The sequence below is a fragment of the Ruegeria sp. genome (genome assembly GCF_040830605.1).
Lineage (GTDB): Bacteria > Pseudomonadota > Alphaproteobacteria > Rhodobacterales > Rhodobacteraceae > Ruegeria.
Map to the genome: position 1 here is coordinate 458,186 of NZ_JBFOMD010000004.1, position 19,950 is coordinate 478,135.

The window sequence follows — 19,950 nt, forward strand, 5'->3', positions numbered from 1 at the left end:
AACAAGACCCGTTCATCACACAAAATCTGGTGGGATCGCGTGACAATCCCCACCAGAGAACGTATAAGATGACAAAAAATGAAGGTACTGACGGCATGTCCGACGACGCACAGACGCCAGAAGAATACGGCGCCGATTCCATTAAGGTTCTCAAGGGGTTGGAGGCCGTTCGGAAACGGCCGGGCATGTATATCGGCGACACCGACGATGGCTCGGGTTTGCACCATATGGTGTATGAGGTCGTGGACAACGGTATCGACGAGGCGCTGGCCGGTCATGCCGACCATGTGACGGTCAAAATCCATGCAGATTCCAGCGTCTCGGTCAGCGATAACGGGCGCGGAATTCCGGTGGGAATCCACGAAGAGGAAGGCGTGTCCGCCGCCGAGGTCATCATGACCCAGCTGCATGCGGGCGGGAAGTTCGACAGCAACTCTTACAAGGTGTCCGGCGGTCTGCACGGTGTGGGTGTGTCGGTGGTGAACGCCCTGTCGGACTGGCTGGAGTTGCGGATCTGGCGCGACGGCAAGGAACATGTCGCCCGGTTTGAAGGCGGCGAGACAACCGAACACCTGACCGTTGTCGGCGAATGTGGTGAGCGCACTGGGACCGAGGTGCGGTTCCTGGCCTCGACCAACACGTTTTCCAACCTCGAATACGCGTTTGAGACGCTGGAAAAACGCCTGCGCGAGCTGGCCTTCCTGAACTCCGGCGTGCGGATCACCCTAATCGATGAGCGCCCCGCCGAGCGGCTGGAGACCGAGCTGTTCTACGAGGGTGGCGTCAAGGAGTTCGTCAAGTATCTCGACCGTTCCAAGACAGCCGTGATGGATCAGCCGATCTACATCAAGGGCGACCGTGACGATATCGGCGTGGAAATCGCCATGTGGTGGAACGACAGCTACCACGAGACGGTGCTGCCCTTTACCAACAACATCCCGCAGCGCGATGGCGGCACCCATGTGGCGGGCTTCCGGGGTGCGCTGACGCGGACGATTAACAACTACGCGCAATCTTCGGGCATCGCGAAGAAGGAGAAGGTGAGCTTTACCGGTGACGACGCCCGCGAAGGGTTGACCTGCGTGCTGTCGGTCAAGGTGCCCGATCCGAAATTCTCATCCCAGACCAAGGACAAGCTGGTCAGTTCCGAGGTACGCCCGGCGGTCGAAAGCCTGGTGAACGAAAAGCTGGCGGAGTGGTTCGAGGAAAACCCAAACGAGGCCAAACAGATCGTCGGCAAGATCATCGAGGCCGCACTGGCGCGTGAGGCTGCCCGCAAGGCGCGCGAACTGACCCGTCGCAAGACGGCGATGGATGTCAATTATCTCGCCGGCAAGCTCAAGGATTGTTCCGAGAAAGACCCGGCAAAGACCGAAGTGTTTTTGGTCGAAGGGGACTCGGCGGGCGGTTCCGCGCAAACCGGCCGCGATCGGCGTACACAGGCGGTGCTGCCCCTGCGCGGCAAGATCCTGAACGTGGAACGCGCCCGGTTCGACCGGATGCTGTCATCCCAGGAGATCGGCAATTTGGTGATGGCGCTTGGTACCGGCATTGGCCGGGATGAGTTCAACATCGAAAAGCTGCGCTACCACAAGATCGTCATCATGACCGATGCTGACGTGGACGGCGCGCATATCCGGACCCTGCTGCTGACCTTCTTCTACCGGCAGATGCCAGAGCTGATCGAGGGGGGACACCTTTATATCGCGCAACCACCCCTCTACAAAGTTTCGCGCGGCAAATCAGAAGTTTACCTAAAGGATCAGGCTGCGCTGGATGATTACCTGATCCATCAGGGCGTCGAGGGCGCGGTACTGAAACTCGGCTCGGGCGAAGAAATCATCGGTCAGGACCTGACCCGCGTGGTCGACGAGGCACGGCAATTGAAACGCGTGCTGGACGCTTTCCCAACCCACTACCCCCGCCACATTCTGGAACAGGCCGCCGTCGCAGGCGCCTTTGTGCCCGGCGCGGTGGATGCCGACCTACAAGGCGTGGCTGACAAAGTCGCCGCCCGTTTGGATCTGATCGCACTGGAATACGAACGCGGCTGGCAGGGCCGGATTACGCAGGATCACGGCATCCGCCTGGCCCGTATCCTGCGCGGTGTGGAAGAGGTGCGCACACTGGACGGCCCGATGCTGCGCTCGGGCGAGGCCCGCAAGACCGGCAGCTTCACCCAGAGCCTGCAGGAGGTTTATAATTCCCCCGCCACCCTCATCCGCCGCGACCGGTCTCAGGCCATCCACGGCCCGCTGGATCTGCTGCGTGCGATTCTGGAAGAGGGCGAAAAGGGCCTCTCGCTGCAACGCTACAAGGGGCTGGGCGAGATGAACCCCGATCAGCTGTGGGAAACCACGCTCGACCCGGACGCGCGCACGCTGCTGCAGGTGCGCGTGGATGACATGGTTGAGGCGGATGACCTGTTCACCAAGCTGATGGGTGATGTGGTGGAACCCCGCCGCGAGTTTATCCAGCAAAACGCGCTGAGCGTGGAGAACCTGGATTTCTGATCGTGTGTAGGTTTGCGCATAGCCCTTCGCACACCCCAAAGTTTTGCGTAGTTCGCCCATAGTTTTGCGCAAATGGTCGAAACGGGGGAAAGCGCTTTCTCGAGCTAGACAACCTGTAAACTCGGATATTTCGTGCGGACGCTGCGGGCCGTTTTGCGTTCAGCTTCGTTGGAATATCCGATACACGCAGATAGCGACCTTTGCAAATGACCTGCTGCCCGGAAACTGGACCGGCGGAAGCGAGACTTTTCCTGTAATGTACCAGGCAGGCAACGCGGAGAATCCCGATGCGGAAATCACGGTTCAGCGAACAGCAGATCGCGTTCATTCTGAAACAGGTTGATGATGGGTTGAGTGTCCAAGAGGTCTGCCGGAAGGCGGGCGTTTCCCAGCAGACATATTACCGGTGGCGAAAGAAGTACGGCGGGCTGATGCCTTCGGAACTGAAACGGCTGAAGCTGCTCGAGGAAGAAAACGGGCGACTGAAAAGGATGGTGGCCGATCTGTCCCTGGACAAAGCCATGCTTCAGGACGTTCTCGCAAAAAAAGTGTAGCGCCTGCGAAAGGCCGGCAACTGGTCGACTATGTTCAGGGCGTGTTTCAGGTCTCGATCCGGCGAGGCTGCAAGGTTCTGGGTCTGAGCAAGTCCACCTATTTCTAAAAGTCGCGCCGGCCGTCGCAGGCGGCATTGTGGAAACGGATCCGTGAGATCGCCGAGACGCGGGTGCGTTATGGCTACCGGCGGATCCATATCCTACTGAGAAGAGAAGGTTGGGAAGTGAACGCCAAACGTTGTATAAAGCATATGAAAGCAAAGAAGATTTTATCTTCGCAGTCCTTTATCATTACGCGGAGAAAACCAAGGCTGACATCGAAAGCGTCTGCGCAACAACAACCGATCTTGAGGATAGGCTCGACATACTCTTCAAGCACATGTGCGCCGCCCCCTTCGACGCCATGCAAAGGTTTCCGCACCTCGACGAGGTACTCGAAATTGGCGACAACCTCTCACCCGAGCGTGTGAAATAGATCAAGGGCAACTACCTTAGAGCAATCGGTATCGTGTTGGCGCCCTTCGAAAAGGATTTGAACAGCGCGGGTATCGACCCGTTGCAGCTTCAGAACATGATCAAGAGTATGTTCACGCAAATCAAACGGGATGCCCGCGATGCGCAGCAGCTAAAATCGCTGTTCGACCCAATGCGTGCAATGTTGGTTTTCTGTGTTCTAGGAAAGCCTGAAGGCAGATCTTAGATTGCCAAGCGAACTCGATTGGCGAGGGTAGTGACAACGGCCTCAGCCTAGCGGTAACCGGCGCGTTCAATTTTTTCTAAAAGCGGACGTAAGTTGAGGCTTGGTGAATGGCCGTATTGTTGCGCTCCTTGATTGCCGAATTCGACCGCAGCGAATGATCGGTTTAGAATCCGCCGACTTGGTGCGAATGAACGACCGGTCTGGGGAAATCTGCCGCGCCGCCGAAGATTTCGTGCGGCGCGGGCGGTGTTTTTCTGCGCAAGCAATCGCCGCGTCGGCATAAGGCGGCTGTGTCCCGCTGACTGCCTGTAATTCGTTGCTTATTGAAGGCCCGGGCGAAATGCAAAGCAACCATTGGGTTCGGTCGGAGAAAAGGGCAATGGGAGAGCCCTTCCAAGACATTCGCCGGATCGCCACCGACGCAAAACACCGTGTTTGCGAGAGTCCGACGGATTAGGCAGCGACGTCTGAGCGTTCGCAGCGGTCAGTGTTGCGCCGATACCAGTGACGCGCCCGGGCGCATCAGACGTCACGTTGTCTGAAGGCATACACTGCGATAAACGCTGCGAATTTGTTGCTTGTAGGGTATCCCGGAAGAATTATGGGTGGCGAAGGAGTTGTATCATGGCTGAAGTGGACAACGACAGGATCGTGAAAACGGTCGAGTTGAACGCACCAGTCTCGCGGGTTTGGCAAGCTCTCACGGACTATGAAGAATTTGGACAGTGGTTTCGTGTCGACCTCGATCAGCCATTTGAGGTGGGCGGCAAATCCACCGGGCAGATCACGTATCCGGGCCATGAAGGCGTTCCCTGGATCGCTTACATCAAGCGTATGGTGCCCGAGCGCCTATTCTCGTTCATGTGGTATGATGCTGACGTGGGCGCGGCCGAGCAATTAACGGATCAGCCGAGGATGCTTGTTGAGTTTCGGTTGATGGAGATCCCGAAAGGGACACGACTGACGATAACCGAGTCCGGATTTTCCTCTTTGCCCGACGCTCGACGGATCGAGCTTTTGCGCAGCAACGAAGAGGGCTGGAATATACAGGTCAACAACCTTGCCGAACATCTCGCGACTTAGGGATCAGAAACCGCAGTCGGATACCGGCGGCGTGAAGTCGCCATGCCAGCGGCCCGGAGAAATGGCGAGCCAGGCCGCAGCATTTCCAAGGCGATATGCCACAAGCCTGCGATTGAGCTGTGTCATTCAGATAAGGGTTGAGTTTTGCAAGTTAAAATGCACTTTTGATTGAGCGGAAATGCTTCCAAGTTGACGGAATCGCGCGGCAACTACCGTCAATTGAACGCGTTCTTTTGAACCGCGCAAACTTATGGGTTAATCGTGCAGAGTTATGGGCAAATGGTGCGCAAAGTTATGGGCGAAGACGCCTAAATTTTCTGAATAAAATCAATGGTGAAGATGCAGCGTTATGAGCGCACCTACATTGGTTGTAAGATTGCCCAAAACCGTTCGCGAATGATCTCTGGTCAGAGTTTGATTGTTGGGGGAGACGCTAAAACCCCCGAAGACGGACTTGTATGAACCTCTAAACATTATGCAAGATCCAAGTCATCATCGCACCAACAGCGAACTCATTACGAAATCCTCGACACTACCGACCAACTTGGACATCGGTATCCCGGCCAACACGCTGCGATACGCGCTGCCTTCCAAAACCTCTATGACCAATTGCGAAGCCTGAAGAGGATCGGGAACAGCACGCAGGTCACCATCCGCAATACCCCGTTTAACCACAGATACAAGCGCATCGGTCAGCATCGCGCGGTTCTCCACAAACAACTGCGCGATGTCCGGTTGGCGCACGGCCTCACTTGAAATCTCCAACGCGAGAATGACATTTTCCGGTGCGGCCAGATACCTGGCGTAAGCACCGATGAACTTTTTTAGAATTTTCGGTGCCGGAGAGTTTGAATTCAGGATCTTCAGAAACGGCTCCATATCGCGTCGCTCGAACATCGCGATTTCGACAAGCACATCATGTTTTCCGCGAAAGTGATTGTAGAGATTTCCAAGGCTGACGCCCGCCCGAGCCGCAATGTCGCGTACGCCGGTCTGATGATATCCGTTCTCGAGAAAACACATGACTGCGGCTTCCAAAATCTGATTGCGCCTTTTGGCCGTGGCCTTTTCTCGGGCCGAGCCCGCCTTCCCATCTTCTGACATTTTTTCATGCTCAATATTGAACGAACGATCGTTCATAGTATATGACACATTATCCACCACCGCAAGGACAATGGATTCGATTGCGCAGAGAGGGGCCGTTTCATGACTGACAAATCCGTGGAAGCGCCGCAAAACCCGAAACGCCGATGGCTCTGGATCGGACTTGCCTTGGCATTGCTTGTCGCGATAGTGCTCCTGTTGTTCGACACCGAAGACACAATCGATGTGCGGGCAACAACGACCGCGCCACCGCCGCCCGTTGTTTCGGTGGTCACCGTGGTCCCGCAAACGGTACGGGCGCGCATATCGGCCTTTGCCGAGGTTCGTCCACGCTGGGATGCCGAACTGCGGTCTGCCATATCCGGGCGCATTATCGCGATTCACGAAGCCGCTTTGGCCGGGGCAAAGGTGGACCGGGGGGATCCTTTGTTCTCGATTGAGAGTGCGCCCTATGAAAGCGCCGTCGCCGCAGCAGCGATGGAGCATGAACAGGCGAAGCTGGCTCTGTTGCGTGCGCAGAACAATGTCACCGTTGCTCGACGCCAATTTGATCGGGATGGCGTGGAACCACCCAACGATCTGGCGCTGAACTTGCCGCAACTGCGCATCGCGGAGAAAACCGTCGCAGCGGCCGAGGCGCGCCTGAACGCGGTACGAACCGAGCTGGCGCAAGCAGATGTGGTGGCCCCGTTTTCTGGCTTTGTCACGCAGCGCTTTGCCAGCCTTGGCCAAACGGTGGCTCCGGGGGATGCTTTGGTGCACCTGTCCGATGATCGGCAATTCGAACTGGTCGCCGAGTTCAGTCAAGCGGATTGGGCGCTTCTGAACCATCCGATTTCCGGTGCAAAAGCAGAGCTGATACATCGCACCGGAGTGCCATTGGGAGAGGCTCAGGTCCGCCACGGGGGTGGGTTTCTGGATCAGAACACGCGACAAGTACGCCTCTTTCTGGACGTCGCCTCGCCTGATGGGCGGGTACTGGCCGGAGACTTTCTAAAGGTTCGCCTTCTTGGGCGTCAGATCGCAGACACGCTGACCCTGCCGGAAAGTACGCTGTCCCGCGCCGGGTATGTCTGGCTGATAGGAGACAACGATCAACTGCACCGGATCAGCCCGGACATATTGTTCCGTAACGAAGGCACAATAACGATATCGGCACCCGAAGGGACCGGCCCGTGGCGGGTGGCCAAGACGCCGCTGGCCTCGTTTCTGCCGGGTCAGCGGGTGACGCCGCGGTCGGATGAGGGTTGAGCCATGCATGCGCTGACATCCTGGTTCATTCGCAACCCCGTCGCCGCCAACCTGATGATGGCCCTGATCCTCTTTCTTGGCGTGCAGACGCTGCTGAATATCCGCATCGAAGGCTTCCCGCGTATCCCGCCGGAAAGCGTCACCATCGCGACTGAATTTCCTGATGCGACAGCCGTACAGGTCGACGAACTGGTGACACAGAAGGTTGAGCAGGCCCTTGAGGGGCTGGAAGGTGTGCGTAGCGTCACCTCGCAGTCTCAAAACGATCTCAGTGTGGTCACGGTCCGCCGCGCGGGTGGGGAGAAATTGCAGGCCGTACTGGACCGCGTGCGCATACGCATCGACGGGTTGACCGACCTCCCCGATACCGCCCGCCGCCCGGTGATCGAAGCTTCAGGCTTTGATTTCCCCGCGCTCTACCTGAACCTGTATGGCGAAACCGATCCGGCCACACTGCAGACACTGGCACAGCGCCTCAAGGAAGAGCTGCTGGCCCAACCAGAATTGTCCCGTCTGCAAATCTGGGGGTTGATCCCACGCGAGTTGCGCATCGAAATCGACCCCGCGCGATTACGACACTATGGCCTGACCGTCTCGGATGTTACCCGCACGATAGAGCAGAACTCGCTGACATTTCAGGCCGGCCGGTTGCGCACCGAAGGCGGAACGATTTTTCTGCGGGCCGATGACCGGGCGAAATATGGGCCGGAATACGCGGCCCTGCCCATTATCGTACGCGGCGACGGATCTTTCGTACCACTGGACGATATCGCCACCATCGAGGACGGGTTTCAGGACGGCGAATACTTGTTTCGATTGAACGGCAAACCGACCGTGGGAATGGAGGTTCTGGTCGGGCAAAAAGAAAACCTGCTCGAGATCAGCGATGTGGTGCGCAGCACGGTGGAGGATTTCAGCCGACAGCTGCCCGCGCGGATTCATGTCGAGGTCTGGGGCGATAGCGCTGGCTACATCTCGGACCGGCTGGCGCTGCTGCGTTCGAACGGGGTGCAGGGGCTGATCCTTGTGACCCTGATGCTGTCAATCTTCCTGAACGTGCGTCTTGCCTTCTGGGTTGCAATGGGCATTCCGATCTCGGTCATGGGGGCGATTGCGGTTTCAGGCTCGAAATGGGTGGATTACTCGCTGAACGATGTCACCACCTTTGGTCTGATCATCGCGTTGGGCATCCTGGTCGATGACGCCGTTGTGGTCGGTGAGAGCGTTTTCGAAGAACGCCGCAAAGGCAAAGACCCGATCAAGGACACCGAGCGCGGTGTGCACCGCGTGGCCATTGCCACAGTGTTTGGCGTATTGACCACGATAGCGGCCTTCTTCCCGATGTTGCTGATCGACAACCCACTGGGCAAAGTGCTGGCCGGGTTTTCGGGTATCGTGATCCTGACGCTGATCTTCTCGCTCATCGAAAGCAAATTCATCCTGCCTGCGCATCTGGCATATGTCCGGATGGGGCAGGGACGCCGCTATCTGCTGACCCGCCTCTGGGGCGGCGTGCAGGACGCGGCGCAAGGTGGGTTGTATTGGGTCCGGGACCACATCTACCAACCCATGCTCGTTGCCGCGGTGCGCCAACGCTACGCCGTGCTGATCCTGTTCATTGCCGCTGCAACGCTGGGGCTTGGCCTGATGTACAAGGGCAAGGTGAGGACCGTGTTCTTCCCCGAAGTGCCCGGTCAGGTCATCACGATGAATCTTGAAATGGACGCCCGCGCGCCCTTTGCACTGACCCGCGCCAATGTGGAACGGATTGAAGGGGTGCTGAACGACCTGAACTCGGATCTTGCCGAGGACACAGGCATGGTCAAACCGCCCGTGCAAACCGTATTCACCATCATCAACAGCGCGGGCAGCGCGCAGATCTACGCCGAGATGATCCCGGTTGCGGAACGTCCAGAAGTTCCAATCCTGAAAGTGGTGCGTGACTGGCGCAAACGGGTGGGTGACGTCGAAGGTGCAACCGAACTCGAATTCACCGGGTCTGAATCGCTCGCCGGTGGGTTTCGCATCCGGTTGGCGTCACAGGACGAGGACCTGCTGCGGCAGGCCAGCGCTGAGATGAAGGCCTTTCTGTCCAAAATCGAAGGCGTGGCAAATGTTCGGGACGGGCTGGCCGGTGGGCAACCCGAGCTGAAACTGCGCCTGCGCCCGGATGCGCGGCACCTTGGCTTCAACGCCGAGACCCTCGCCAACCAGATCGGCTATGGCTTCGGCGGGGCCGAAGTGACCAAGGTCAGGCGCGATGGTTCGGAAATTCGCGTGGTCGTCCAGAACGCACGTGAAAACCGCGATACATTGGCCGATCTGATGCAGACCCGATTGCGCAGCGCGTCCGGCGCGTGGGTACCACTGGAAACGGTTGCCGAAATCGAAGGGGCCTATGCGTCCGGTATCGTCAACCGTCGCGACGGCAAGCGCATGAATATTGTGGCCGCCTCGATCGACCGCAATCTTGTCGCTCCGGAAGAGGTCGGGCAGGCGGTGTTCGAGCAACTGGTTCCCGAACTTTGGGAGAAATACCCCAGCGTGACTGTCCTGCCGGCCGGAGAGCTGGAGGAGATGTCGGATATCAGCGACGGATTGAAACGCGCGCTGCTGTTGGCGGCGGTTCTGATCTATGTGCTGATGGCCGTGCCGCTGAAAAGTTACTGGCAACCTTTCGTCATTCTGGCCATCGTCCCTTTTGGTTTCATTGCAGCCGCCGTCGGCCACCTGATCATGGGTGTTTCGATTTCGCTGTTCTCGTTTTTCGGCATGCTGGCACTGACCGGTGTGATCGTGAACGACAGCCTGGTCATGATCACACGTTACAATCAGGCCCGCGATGAGGGTCAGCCAGTTCATCTGGCCTTGAACAGTGCAGGTGTCGGGCGCTTCAAGGCGATCTTCCTGACCACGGCGACGACGGTGATCGGCTTGTTGCCCTTGCTGACCGAAACCTCCGAGCAGGCGCAATACCTCATCCCGGCAGCAATCTCGCTGGCCTTTGGCGAGCTGTTCGGCACCGCGCTGATGCTGGTGCTTGTCCCGGTGCTTATCGCAATTGCCGAAGACGTCATAGCGATCTTCAAAACCCCCCTCCCACAACCAGGTACGGAAAGGACAAAGGCATGATCCGAAAACTGATGGGCGCCGCAGTCGCCATGGTGACATTGGCAACGCCCGCCGTTGCTGACGGCCTGAATGTAACCGTGGACGGCATCCGGAATGCCAAAGGGAACATCGTGATCCTTGTTTTCGATGATGCCCGCGCATTTGACAATTTGGATCTCTGGAGCGCCATAGACTACGCCCAGATCCCGTCTCGGAAAGGCAGTGTCCGCCACGAGTTTTCGAATCTCAACGCCGGTCCTTACGCAGTTCTGTTGTTTCATGACGAAAACAAGGATGAAGACCTGAACATGACCGCGACGCACCTCTTGGAAGGCATTGGTGCAACGGGCGCGCCAAATCCTCAGGATGAACCTGATTTTCACGCCGCCTCGGTCTGGCCAGGCGATGTCCGTGTCCGCATCCACTATGATCAATAACGCGCCATGTTGAGCGACCAAAACCTCACGATCGGCACGCTTCTGAGCGTGTTTCGCTGGCGCGTCGGGCTAACTTGGTTTCTGATCCTGTCCGAAACTGCACTGACCGTTTTGATCCCGCTGTTCATCGGTTTCGCCATCGACGGATTGCTGAGTGGCGAGCCACAGCCCTTTTTGCATCTGGCGGCACTCCTGGTCGTTCTCACATTGATCGGAGTGGCCCGGCGGATTTACGACACGCGGGTTTATGGCACCATACGCGTTGAATTGGGCAAGACGCTTGCGTCGCGATTTTCGAACTTGCCAATATCATCCCTGAACGCCCGGATCGGCATGGGCCGTGAGCTGGCCGACTTCCTGGAAGACACATTGCCTTCGGCAATCGGCGGTGTCGTGCAGTTCGTGGTTTCGGCAGTTCTGCTGTTTTACTTTTCTCCGACGCTCGCCCTGTCTGCCTGCGGCGCCCTATTTGGAATGATATCCATCTACGCCTTGTTTCACACGACCTTCTGGCATTGGAACCGGGCGCTCAACGAGCAAATGGAGCATCAGGTCAGGATCCTTGAACAACGCCGCGACCGCCCCGTTCTGGTTCACCTCAAAAGGTTGCGCCGGTTCGAGGTCAAACTCTCGGATACCGAGGCGATCCTGTATGGCACGATCTTCATCCTGCTGATTGGTCTGGTTCTGTTCAACCTCTGGTTCGCGACGCAGAATCTGGATGCGACACCCGGTGCGATCTTCTCGATTGTCAGCTACTCGTGGGAGTTTGCAGAAGCGGCCCTGACCCTGCCGGTTACACTGCAATCCTGGTCACGCTTGTCTGAGATTACGACTCGATTAAGGTGCGGATGACCAACGGTGCTGCGTGCATATTATGACCGGCTATGCACGCCCGGCTTACGCCGAGCTCGTGATGGTATCGTGTGATTCGTTGCGGGTACCCGGTGCCTGATCAGGCTGCGGATGTCATCGCTTTGGCCAGGGCACTTCCAACATCATCCAGTTCGAGCACACCCCAGGCGGCACGAAGCAACCGATCCTGCTCGGCCTCAGACAGAACACCTTCGCAGCACGACCGCGCCTTGGCTTCGACTTCGGCGCCTGTAAGTGGGTTATCTGGCCCGCCGCGATAGCGTTCGTCTGCCCAGCCGGCAATCTCACGCCCGTTCCTCAACCGGATGGTGATACGGGACCGCATCTTGTCGAACCCTTGCGCTTCGATCTCGGGGTCCAGCTCTGTGCGCACCCGACGCTGCATCTTTTGCATCGGGTCAGATCCAACAAATGCGTCCGAGAACTCGACTTTGCCGGCCTTACGAGCCAGTGCGATCATGGAAAGCGCCGCGGGGAGAGAGAATTTTGCCTGTAAGTGGTTAGACGCAATTGGATAGCGAATTGGTTTGAGAATGTTGGTGCCTGTGTAGACGGTTACAGTGTCGATGTCTTCGGGCTGAATGTCCGCATCGGTGACCAGACGCAGCATCAGATCAATGGTGGGATGGGTCAGCACACCACAAGGATAGGGTTTGATCGACACGCCGGGTTCAACGATGGTCCAGGTGCTGCCAAAGCCCTGCGCGATTTTTTCCGGGTTGGCGCCACCACCCTGCACAGCCATGAAACCCCACGGGCCATCCAAGGCTTGCGGGTCGGCGGTATAGCCGCGTGCGGCCAGCAACGCAGCGGTGATCCCGTTCTCGGCGGCACGCCCCACATGCAGGGGTTTTGTCATCGTGCCGAAATTGCAGCGGATGCCAGCGGCAAAGCTGGCAGCAATTCCGAACCCGTTGCTCAGAGCGTCGCCTTCAAGCCCCAAAAGCTTTGCGGCTGTCGCATAGGCTCCGAAATGCCCAACTGTACCGCTAGAGTGCATGCCCTGCATGTAGTGTTGCGGCAGCATCCATTCCGAGATTTTGCACTCCACTTCGAAACCGGTCAGAAACGCCAGCATGAAATCCTTGCCTGACACGTTGCCCAGCTTCTGCGCCATAACGATAGCGGCCGTCAGGGGCGGGATGGTCGGATGTGTCAGCAAGCCATAGATATGCGCCGGATCAATGCTGACCTGGCTGTCGTCCCAGTCATGGGCATGGCCTGCCGTTCCCAAAACACGGGCCGCCATCGGCGCGGGGACCTTGGCGTTGCGTCCTATCAGCAACGCATCTTCTCGCCCGCCAAAATCCAGCGCCTCGTCCACCAGTATGTCGATAGTGTGCTCTTCGGACCCGGCGACGTAAAGGCCAACGCCGTCCACTATACATCGCGTTCCGATGCGCAGGGCCTCTTCGGGTATGTCTTCAAAACGGACCGTTTCCACGAACTCCGCGGCCTCGGCCGTGATCGTGGTATCCTGGGGCATTTCTGCGAACGCGTTCTGCACAGCTGACATGGGTGTCATCCTTTCGGGGTAAGAGAAGTATCTGATTGGGAAACAAGATTGCGCCAGACAACTCCGGCGCAGGCATTGACCAAGACGGCACGAACCGCTTGGAATGCCGCGACAAGAGCAACGTTCTGACCCAGAACCTTTGAGGTCAGAACCATTTCGGCCATTCCGCCTACGGAGAAACAGAGAACGAGAGTTGGCAGGCTGATGGGCATGACCAAACTTGCCAAACCGGCTGCGGCCGCCATTGCCGTCATGATCACAAGAAGAACGAGCAATCCTGTGCCGAGCGCCCTCGGGATCGAAGACAGGCGATCCCGCCGGAACCTGGCACCCAGCGAGATGCCGACCAGAACCTGCACTCCGGCCATCAGGGACGCTGGCATGCGACCGCTTAAGAAGCCCAACGAAGACAGCAGACCAACCGCGATCAGCGCACCCAGCAACCATGCGGCAGGCAGTCCCAATTGGGCAGTGGCCCACCCGCCGGCGACGCCGACAAGGATGACCATGGCCAGATGGGTCCAGCTCAGCAGTGCCACATCCTGCACAGGGTCGCCGGATGCAGGAAAGAACGCGTATAGCACCAACGGCAAAAGGCCGACAACCAACGCCACGCGCACAGCATGCAATGCGGCGACAATCGTTCTGTCTGCACCGTGGCCTTCACCGACGTTCGCCATTTCGATGACGCCACCGGGTAGCAGCGAGAAAAACGCAGTGCTGCGTTCCATCCGTCCAAAGCGGGCAAGAAGGGGTGTCATAAGCACCGCGGCACCAACACCCAAGCAACCGGCGACGACCATCACAGGTGCCCAGACCAGCAATGTGGCTGCAACATCCGGGGTGATGGACAGCCCGACACCGGCCCCCAAAGCCGCCAGCGAAACGCTATAGAGCGGTTTTGGAACAACGACCTCGACATTGCACATAGCAAAGAAACCGGTCACCACGGCCGCGCCCATCAGCCAGCCGAGCGGGAGGCCAAGTGCCTCCCACAGGCTGCCCCCGAGCGCGGCGGGCAAGAGGGCCAGTGCAAAGCCCTTGGTTATGCCGAGATCGCTCACGGTCACTCGTTCAGATCTCTGTACACGGGCGCATCCGCGCGACGGCGACCCTTCAGCCAGTTGCTGAGCGGTGACGACGCGATGCTGAGGATGGCCAGAGCAAAGAAGAACAGCGCAATCGGGCGCGACAGGAACTGGCTCATGTCCTGATCGAACAGGATCATGGACTGGGCCAGAGAGTTCTCGACCAGGTGTCCCAGCACGAGCCCCATGATGATCGGCGCGGGTGAGAACCCAGCGCGGTTTAGGAAGTACCCGACCAGACCGGCGACCAGCATGATGTAGACGTCGCTCATGGACTGCCCGACGCCATAGGCACCAACCACGCAGAGGCAGAACACTGTCGGCCATAGAAACTGACGCGGGATCAGCGAAATGCGTGAGAAGTGTTTCGCGCCAATTAGGCCGAACCCAAGGAAGACAAAGTTCGCGATCAGCATTGCAAAGAAGATCGCATAAAGCAGGTTGGGTTGGTTTTCGAACAGGTACGGACCGGGACGCAGGCCGTGGATCTGCAGACCGCCCAGAATTACTGCTGCGGTGGCCGATCCGGGAATCCCGAGCGCCAGGGTTGGCACCATGGCTCCACCAGTTGCCGCGTTGTTTGCAGCTTCGGGACCGGCGACGCCTTCAATCTCACCCTTGCCGAAATTGTCCTTGTTCTTCGACCAGCGCTTAGCCTCGTTGTAACCCATCATCGCCGCGACGGTTGAACCCTCGGCAGGCAGAATGCCCACGAAAGTCCCCAGACCAGAGCTGCGCAGGATCGTTTTCCAGACGCGCTTGAAGTCATCGACCGTAGGCAGTTTCAGAGCCGACATGCTGAAACGTTCCAGCGGCGTGTCTTTTTGCCCGGCCTGGTCCAACAGTTCGGCCATGGCAAAAAGGCCAATCAAGACGGGGATAAAACTGATGCCTTCGTAAAGCTGAGGAACACCGAATGTGAACCGTTCGACGCCAGTGGTAAGATCGACGCCAACGGTGGCGAGCAGTACCCCAAAGGCACCACCGATCAGGTTCTTGACTGCGGATTTACCGCTGATCGACGCAAGCATCGACAAGCCAAATACCGTGAGCGCGAAATACTCCGGCGGGCCAAATCTATATGCGATCGTTGCCAGTGCGGGCGCGGCGAGGATCAAAACGATTAGTGAGAAAATCCCTCCAGCGACACTTGCGACCGCAGCCATGCCGAGCGCCTTACCCGCCTCACCATTTTTGGCCAGTGGGTACCCGTCGAATGCGGTCGCGGCCGCAGGCGGCGCGCCTGGCGCGTTGATTAGGATTGCTGTGATACTACCACCAAATGTTCCGGCACAATAAAGCGCTGCGAGCATCGCGATGGCAGGGATCGGTTCCAGATAGATAGTGAAAGGCAACAACAACGCGACTGCCATAGAGCTTGACAAGCCCGGAAGCGCGCCGACCAATACGCCAACGATTGTCCCCACCATGATCAGCAGCAGGGTCGTGGGTTGGATGATTTCAAGAAGTCCGCCAAGAATGTCCATTTTCGCCTCCCTTCAAAGCCCCAGCGCCGTGAGCGGGCCCATGGGCAAACGCAAACCGAGCAGCATTTTGAAGACCACGTAGATTGCCACCGGAACGCCAACGGCAAAGGCCACTACCGCGCCGTAGTTCCGCGCGCCCCACATCACCGGCAAAACCAGGCAAATGCAGAAAAACACCAGCGGTACGCCAAGAACTGGAAACAGTATGGCTGCCAGCCCAAGCACAGCTGCCGTGGCAGGCATTTGCCAGGGCGGTACACCACCCAGCGCGTCGCCCTCTTTTGCGAGGCTTTGCAGGATCATGATGACGGTAAGTACAGCGATCACGCCGAGGATCAGACGGGGCATGTGCGTTGCTGGCATTCCCTGCGCCATGCCGAGCGGGTCCGAGTCAAAGGTCGTTGTGACCCACCAAAGGATTGCCGACAGGACAAGGATCAGCCCGCCTGCGACAAGGTCGCGAGAGAGTTTCATGGGGTTCCCTTCCAATGGAAAGAGTGACCGCCCGCCATGGCGGCGGGCGGTCGGGAGGCGGCCTTACTTGCGCAGGCCCAGTTCTTCGAGGGTTGCGTAGATGTTGTCGTACATCTCACGGATCTGAGCATCCCAGACCTCCGAGCCTGCAACCGAGCCCGCGTCCAGACCAATGCCCTCGAGGTAGGCCTGATAAGTGCCGTGCTCCATGCCTTTAAGCAGTTTTTCTTCCAAGAGCGCTGCACGATCCTCCGGGGTATCCTTCATCACGATAACGCCCCGCACCGTCGAAAAATTGACGCCGTCGATACCCAACTCGCTCAGTGTTGGCGTGTCCGGCAGAACACCCAGCCGCTCTTTAGCCATGATCGCCAACGGGACGAAGTCACCGGATTCGATGCCATCGACGGCCTCGCCATAGTTCAGACCAGCAGCCTGAATGTTCTTTCCCATCAGGTTCGTAATAATCGCGCCGCCACCATCAAAAGGAACGTAAGCCACTTTGGCACCGGATCTGTTGGCGAAGGTCATTGCGGCAATATGATCGATCCCGCCAGCCTGCGTACCGCCCCATTTGATTGGAGACTCTTTAGAAGCCCCTATCAGCTGCTCCAGATTTTCTATTCCGGAATCCTTGTTGACCACGACAATGATCGGGTCATCAGTCGAACGAGCGATGCCTTTCACGTCACCGATACTAATCGGCGCTCGACCCCGAGCCATGGTGATCAGATGGGTCGGTGTAATCGCCATAAGTGTATGGCCGTCTGCGGGTTTGCTTGAGGCATAGCTCATGGCCACGGCGCCGCCACCACCTTTTTTGATTTGCACAAAGGCGTCTACACCCAGCTCTTTTCGGGCACGGATCAGCATTGTTCGTGCGGTTGTGTCGGTGCCGCCGCCGGCGGACGCGTGAGTTACAACCTCAATCGGCTGCGAGGGGTATTCTTCTGCCGCCGATGATGTGGCGAGTGCTGCCACGATCATCGCACCAGCAGCGATACGCGAAAGTGTTTTCATAGTGTCCTCCCATAGATAGCCGCCAAGCCGGTTACGGCCGCTGACTTCGATGAGTAACATTACATACTGTAAACTGTCAACAGTTTTCAATTTAAGAATTCACCTAACCGTCTGCGAATGGCTTAAAGGGATGCGATCAGACGTGTCAGGCCGTTGGAAACATGGTCGCGCAGCGCCTTGTTCGCCGCAGAAGCATTGCGCTGCATCAACGCGTCGACTATCTTCTTGTGTTCGGAATTTGAAACTTGAAGGTTACCTTCCTGGACAAGTCCACGCCTCCGCAACAAGTGAAGCTGATTGACAATCTTCCGGTAGGTATCCTCAAGCGCGCTGTTTCGGGCCGCCAGAACCAAAGCATCATGAAACTGCAAATTCAGCTTATAGTACTCCGCCGCGTTGCCGTTATCCGCAGCTATTTGCATCTGCTCCACGAGACCACTTAGTTCTGCAATTTCAGTGTCATCTGCTCGCTTTACGATCAATTCCCCAACAAGCCCCGCGATGGCTCCGCGCAATTCATACAGGTCTCGTGCTTCATCCAGAGAAACCTCGCGCACATACATGCCCCGGTTTACCTTGCTGGTCAGCAGTCCGGCCTGCTCGAGGCTTCTGCACGCTTCACGGATCGGCCCCCGGCTGATTCCAAGGCGTTCGGCTAGCGTGCTCTCATTGATCCGGTCGCCTGCAACCAGTTCACCCGACACGATCATTGCTTCTATCGCGCCCACGGCAATGGACGTAATCGTGTTCGCCCTCCGCTGACTGATAGCCTGAGTGGCGGAATGTGTTGATGGAGGTGTTTTCATGTGAGCAATTCTGTTCGCTCAACCGTCAACTGTCAACGATTGGCGGAACCTCTTATTGTCCAAAAGCCTGGTGCCAGAAAGTTTTCGGCTAGCGGATACTGTCCTATCATGCACAGACGGCCAATAACCGCCGCCTATACCTATCACCAGCGCTATAGTGCGACTTCCCAAGAGTGGACGTCCATTAATCGCGTAACACGCAAAACAGGTGAAGGAGCGAAGCGACAGGATGAGGCACCATTTCGCTGCGCCTGCGCCAATGACCGCTTCGTAGCGGATTGCCCTGATACCGCGAGCCCCAAGCGCAACTTACTTCAGGCTTTCATTCGCATTGCATATTGCTTTCCCACGTTTGAGCCATGCTGCCCAGATGGCAAAGCAGAGACTCGCAGCAGATGCGGCGAGCATGAGTAGAAGAAGCGTCTGTGCGCCATGTGTTGCGGACACTGCACTGCCTGTCAGTGCCGTTAGGACCGCGCCACCAGCCACGATTAGCGCCCCACTGTGAGCGGCTGCGCTGCCTGCGAGTTCGGGGCGAACTGACATCGCGCCCGTATTGCTCCCCGGCATGGTGATACCGTTACCGAAACCGACGAAAATAGTGCTGGCGAAGAAGAAGTGCGGCGATGTAACCCCCAGTGCCAAAAGAAGCAGGCCGCCCAGCAGCCCGACGCAGGCAACCAAGCGGCCCGCAATCATCACCGTTATGGGCTCACATCGTGACCCGAACCGACCAGCAACGAAACCACCACATATGAACCCCACCGTAGTTGAGCCGATGTAAACCCCCAACTCTGCTGTCGTCATGCTGAACACGGAATGAGCGATTAAGGGTACGCCAGTCAGAAAGATGTAGAATGCACCTACGGAGAATGTGCCGCAAAGCGCATAGGCCCAAAAGAGCGGTTCCCAAACAAGTGTGGTGGTGCCAACGATTGGCGCAGTGCGATCACTCGTGGCACGCCTCTTCGTCTCTCCCAAATCCAGCCAGCAGATGGCAAACAGACCGAAACTTACTACGGCGTAGAACACGAAGATGGACCGCCACCCAAAATAGGTATCCAGCACACCGCCGAGCATCGGCCCCAGCATCGGCGCGACTGCCATCGACATCCCGATATATCCAATCAGACTAACGGCCTGTCGTTCTGATCTCGTATCCCGCACAATCGCGAGGGAAAGTGCATGTCCGCTGATTATGCCGCCCTGGAGCATTCGAAAGGACAGAAACGTCCCGATGTTCTTCGCCAACACGCAGCCGACCGATGCAATCGCGAAGGCCAATAGGGCAACCAAGAGCACAGGTCGCCTCCCGATCCGGCCCGACAGTGACCCGATGATCAATTGGATGACGGCGGTGATGGCCAGATAGCCGGAGACCGACCAACTTACTATGGCATAGTCCGTTCCGAGGTCGACGGCGATATTGGCCAGTGCAGGCAGGAACATGTTGAGCGACATGGGTGAAAACCCTGTCAAAAGGATCAGTGTCAACAAGTGCGGTGGCGTTTCCGGGGAATTCATTCTGGATTGCCCGCTCAAAAACAAAAAAGCCCCCGAATTCTTCGGGGGCGCATGGAAACGGATATGGATACCCTTATCGGACCATGCACCTCTTGCTCACTACGACGACGAAGTTGAAGTTCATTTTCCACCTCCTCTGGATCAAAGCTTATTTACACTGATCTACCGTGACAATATGGGAAGGGGCCTTTCGTGCGGAACGCAACACCAGGCAGATTGGCGCCGAGGCCGCCAATCTCCTCGGCGCAGTGAACAACCTTAATTGAGTAGTCTTTGGCGGCACGGGGCTGCCGCAGCCGTCATTTAACACTGGCGTTCGATGCTGCAATGGAGTCTGCCGTGGCGGGCATTATTGCAGGTGAAAGTACGCAAAAGAGATAGCGGCCTATTGATCAGAGCTGAATTG

16 protein-coding genes and 1 pseudogene are annotated in these 19,950 nt (G+C 57.6%); 8 read left to right on the forward strand and 9 right to left on the reverse strand.

Annotation, left to right across the window (positions count from 1 at the left end):
- The first annotated feature begins 95 nt into the window (after positions 1-95).
- The 4 genes and pseudogenes from gyrB (at position 96) to AB3N21_RS09005 (ending at position 4,850) form a co-directional block, all read left to right on the forward strand.
- A complete protein-coding gene (gene gyrB / locus AB3N21_RS08990) occupies positions 96-2,513 on the forward strand; it encodes a DNA topoisomerase (ATP-hydrolyzing) subunit B (RefSeq protein ID WP_367935072.1) in 2,418 nt (805 codons plus the stop codon).
- Positions 2,514-2,800: 287 nt separating this feature from the next.
- Positions 2,801-3,303: pseudogene (locus AB3N21_RS08995) on the forward strand (transposase); the annotation flags it as partial.
- On the forward strand, positions 3,285-3,542 hold the full coding sequence (locus tag AB3N21_RS09000) for a hypothetical protein (protein ID WP_367935080.1): 258 nt from the start codon (positions 3,285-3,287) through the stop codon (positions 3,540-3,542). The pseudogene AB3N21_RS08995 and the gene AB3N21_RS09000, both read left to right, overlap by 19 nt.
- 849 nt (positions 3,543-4,391) lie before the next feature.
- Complete coding sequence (locus AB3N21_RS09005; RefSeq protein ID WP_367934911.1) at positions 4,392-4,850, forward strand: SRPBCC family protein; 459 nt, start codon at positions 4,392-4,394, stop codon at positions 4,848-4,850.
- A 3-nt stretch (positions 4,851-4,853) separates the two neighbouring features.
- Here AB3N21_RS09005 and AB3N21_RS09010 read toward each other — a convergent pair whose 3' ends face one another.
- The gene (locus tag AB3N21_RS09010) at positions 4,854-4,976 is read right to left on the reverse strand and encodes a hypothetical protein (protein ID WP_367934912.1); all 123 of its coding nucleotides are present in this window, start codon (positions 4,974-4,976) and stop codon (positions 4,854-4,856) included.
- A 366-nt stretch (positions 4,977-5,342) separates the two neighbouring features.
- On the reverse strand, positions 5,343-5,990 hold the full coding sequence (locus tag AB3N21_RS09015; protein ID WP_367934913.1) for a TetR/AcrR family transcriptional regulator: 648 nt from the start codon (positions 5,988-5,990) through the stop codon (positions 5,343-5,345).
- Positions 5,991-6,056: 66 nt separating this feature from the next.
- Here AB3N21_RS09015 and AB3N21_RS09020 point away from each other — a divergent pair, with 66 nt between their 5' ends.
- The 4 genes from AB3N21_RS09020 to AB3N21_RS09035 are packed head-to-tail and all read left to right on the forward strand — an operon-like array spanning position 6,057 to position 11,608.
- On the forward strand, positions 6,057-7,205 hold the full coding sequence (locus AB3N21_RS09020) for an efflux RND transporter periplasmic adaptor subunit (protein WP_367934914.1): 1,149 nt from the start codon (positions 6,057-6,059) through the stop codon (positions 7,203-7,205).
- A 3-nt stretch (positions 7,206-7,208) separates the two neighbouring features.
- On the forward strand, positions 7,209-10,337 hold the full coding sequence (locus AB3N21_RS09025; RefSeq protein ID WP_367934915.1) for an efflux RND transporter permease subunit: 3,129 nt from the start codon (positions 7,209-7,211) through the stop codon (positions 10,335-10,337).
- Positions 10,334-10,753 (forward strand): DUF2141 domain-containing protein, encoded by a 420-nt coding sequence (locus tag AB3N21_RS09030; RefSeq protein WP_367934916.1) that lies wholly within the window; start codon positions 10,334-10,336, stop codon positions 10,751-10,753. Before AB3N21_RS09025 ends, AB3N21_RS09030 begins: the two co-directional genes overlap by 4 nt.
- Before the next feature lie 6 nt (positions 10,754-10,759).
- Complete coding sequence (locus tag AB3N21_RS09035) at positions 10,760-11,608, forward strand: ABC transporter six-transmembrane domain-containing protein (RefSeq protein WP_367934917.1); 849 nt, start codon at positions 10,760-10,762, stop codon at positions 11,606-11,608.
- Positions 11,609-11,708: 100 nt separating this feature from the next.
- On the opposite strand, the gene AB3N21_RS09040 is transcribed toward AB3N21_RS09035, so the two are convergent.
- From AB3N21_RS09040 to AB3N21_RS09070, 7 genes are all read right to left on the reverse strand, one after another.
- A complete protein-coding gene (locus tag AB3N21_RS09040) occupies positions 11,709-13,145 on the reverse strand; it encodes an MmgE/PrpD family protein (RefSeq protein WP_367934918.1) in 1,437 nt (478 codons plus the stop codon).
- 5 nt (positions 13,146-13,150) lie between these two features.
- On the reverse strand, positions 13,151-14,209 hold the full coding sequence (locus AB3N21_RS09045; RefSeq protein WP_367934919.1) for an AbrB family transcriptional regulator: 1,059 nt from the start codon (positions 14,207-14,209) through the stop codon (positions 13,151-13,153).
- Between the two features lie 2 nt (positions 14,210-14,211).
- Positions 14,212-15,720 (reverse strand): tripartite tricarboxylate transporter permease, encoded by a 1,509-nt coding sequence (locus AB3N21_RS09050; RefSeq protein WP_367934920.1) that lies wholly within the window; start codon positions 15,718-15,720, stop codon positions 14,212-14,214.
- A 12-nt stretch (positions 15,721-15,732) separates the two neighbouring features.
- Positions 15,733-16,194, reverse strand: coding sequence for a tripartite tricarboxylate transporter TctB family protein (locus tag AB3N21_RS09055; RefSeq protein WP_367934921.1), 462 nt, complete (start codon positions 16,192-16,194; stop codon positions 15,733-15,735).
- Positions 16,195-16,257: 63 nt separating this feature from the next.
- Positions 16,258-17,274: a Bug family tripartite tricarboxylate transporter substrate binding protein gene (locus AB3N21_RS09060; protein ID WP_367934922.1), complete on the reverse strand. Its 1,017-nt coding sequence runs from the start codon at positions 17,272-17,274 to the stop codon at positions 16,258-16,260.
- 62 nt (positions 17,275-17,336) lie between these two features.
- Positions 17,337-18,020, reverse strand: coding sequence for an FCD domain-containing protein (locus AB3N21_RS09065; protein ID WP_367934923.1), 684 nt, complete (start codon positions 18,018-18,020; stop codon positions 17,337-17,339).
- A 309-nt stretch (positions 18,021-18,329) separates the two neighbouring features.
- A complete protein-coding gene (locus AB3N21_RS09070; RefSeq protein WP_367934924.1) occupies positions 18,330-19,544 on the reverse strand; it encodes an MFS transporter in 1,215 nt (404 codons plus the stop codon).
- Between the last annotated feature and the right edge of the window lie 406 nt (positions 19,545-19,950).

Bases quoted from the DNA above. Each gene is read 5' to 3' on its own strand.
- gyrB (WP_367935072.1), top strand. From the start codon at position 96: ATGTCCGACGACGCACAGACGCCAGAAGAATACGGCGCCGATTCCATT.
- AB3N21_RS09005 (WP_367934911.1), top strand. From the start codon at position 4,392: ATGGCTGAAGTGGACAACGACAGGATCGTGAAAACGGTCGAGTTGAAC.
- AB3N21_RS09010 (WP_367934912.1), bottom strand. From the start codon at position 4,976: ATGACACAGCTCAATCGCAGGCTTGTGGCATATCGCCTTGGAAATGCT.
- AB3N21_RS09015 (WP_367934913.1), bottom strand. From the start codon at position 5,990: ATGAACGATCGTTCGTTCAATATTGAGCATGAAAAAATGTCAGAAGAT.
- AB3N21_RS09020 (WP_367934914.1), top strand. From the start codon at position 6,057: ATGACTGACAAATCCGTGGAAGCGCCGCAAAACCCGAAACGCCGATGG.
- AB3N21_RS09025 (WP_367934915.1), top strand. From the start codon at position 7,209: ATGCATGCGCTGACATCCTGGTTCATTCGCAACCCCGTCGCCGCCAAC.
- AB3N21_RS09030 (WP_367934916.1), top strand. From the start codon at position 10,334: ATGATCCGAAAACTGATGGGCGCCGCAGTCGCCATGGTGACATTGGCA.
- AB3N21_RS09035 (WP_367934917.1), top strand. From the start codon at position 10,760: ATGTTGAGCGACCAAAACCTCACGATCGGCACGCTTCTGAGCGTGTTT.
- AB3N21_RS09040 (WP_367934918.1), bottom strand. From the start codon at position 13,145: ATGTCAGCTGTGCAGAACGCGTTCGCAGAAATGCCCCAGGATACCACG.
- AB3N21_RS09050 (WP_367934920.1), bottom strand. From the start codon at position 15,720: ATGGACATTCTTGGCGGACTTCTTGAAATCATCCAACCCACGACCCTG.
- AB3N21_RS09055 (WP_367934921.1), bottom strand. From the start codon at position 16,194: ATGAAACTCTCTCGCGACCTTGTCGCAGGCGGGCTGATCCTTGTCCTG.
- AB3N21_RS09060 (WP_367934922.1), bottom strand. From the start codon at position 17,274: ATGTTACTCATCGAAGTCAGCGGCCGTAACCGGCTTGGCGGCTATCTA.
- AB3N21_RS09065 (WP_367934923.1), bottom strand. From the start codon at position 18,020: ATGAAAACACCTCCATCAACACATTCCGCCACTCAGGCTATCAGTCAG.
- AB3N21_RS09070 (WP_367934924.1), bottom strand. From the start codon at position 19,544: ATGAATTCCCCGGAAACGCCACCGCACTTGTTGACACTGATCCTTTTG.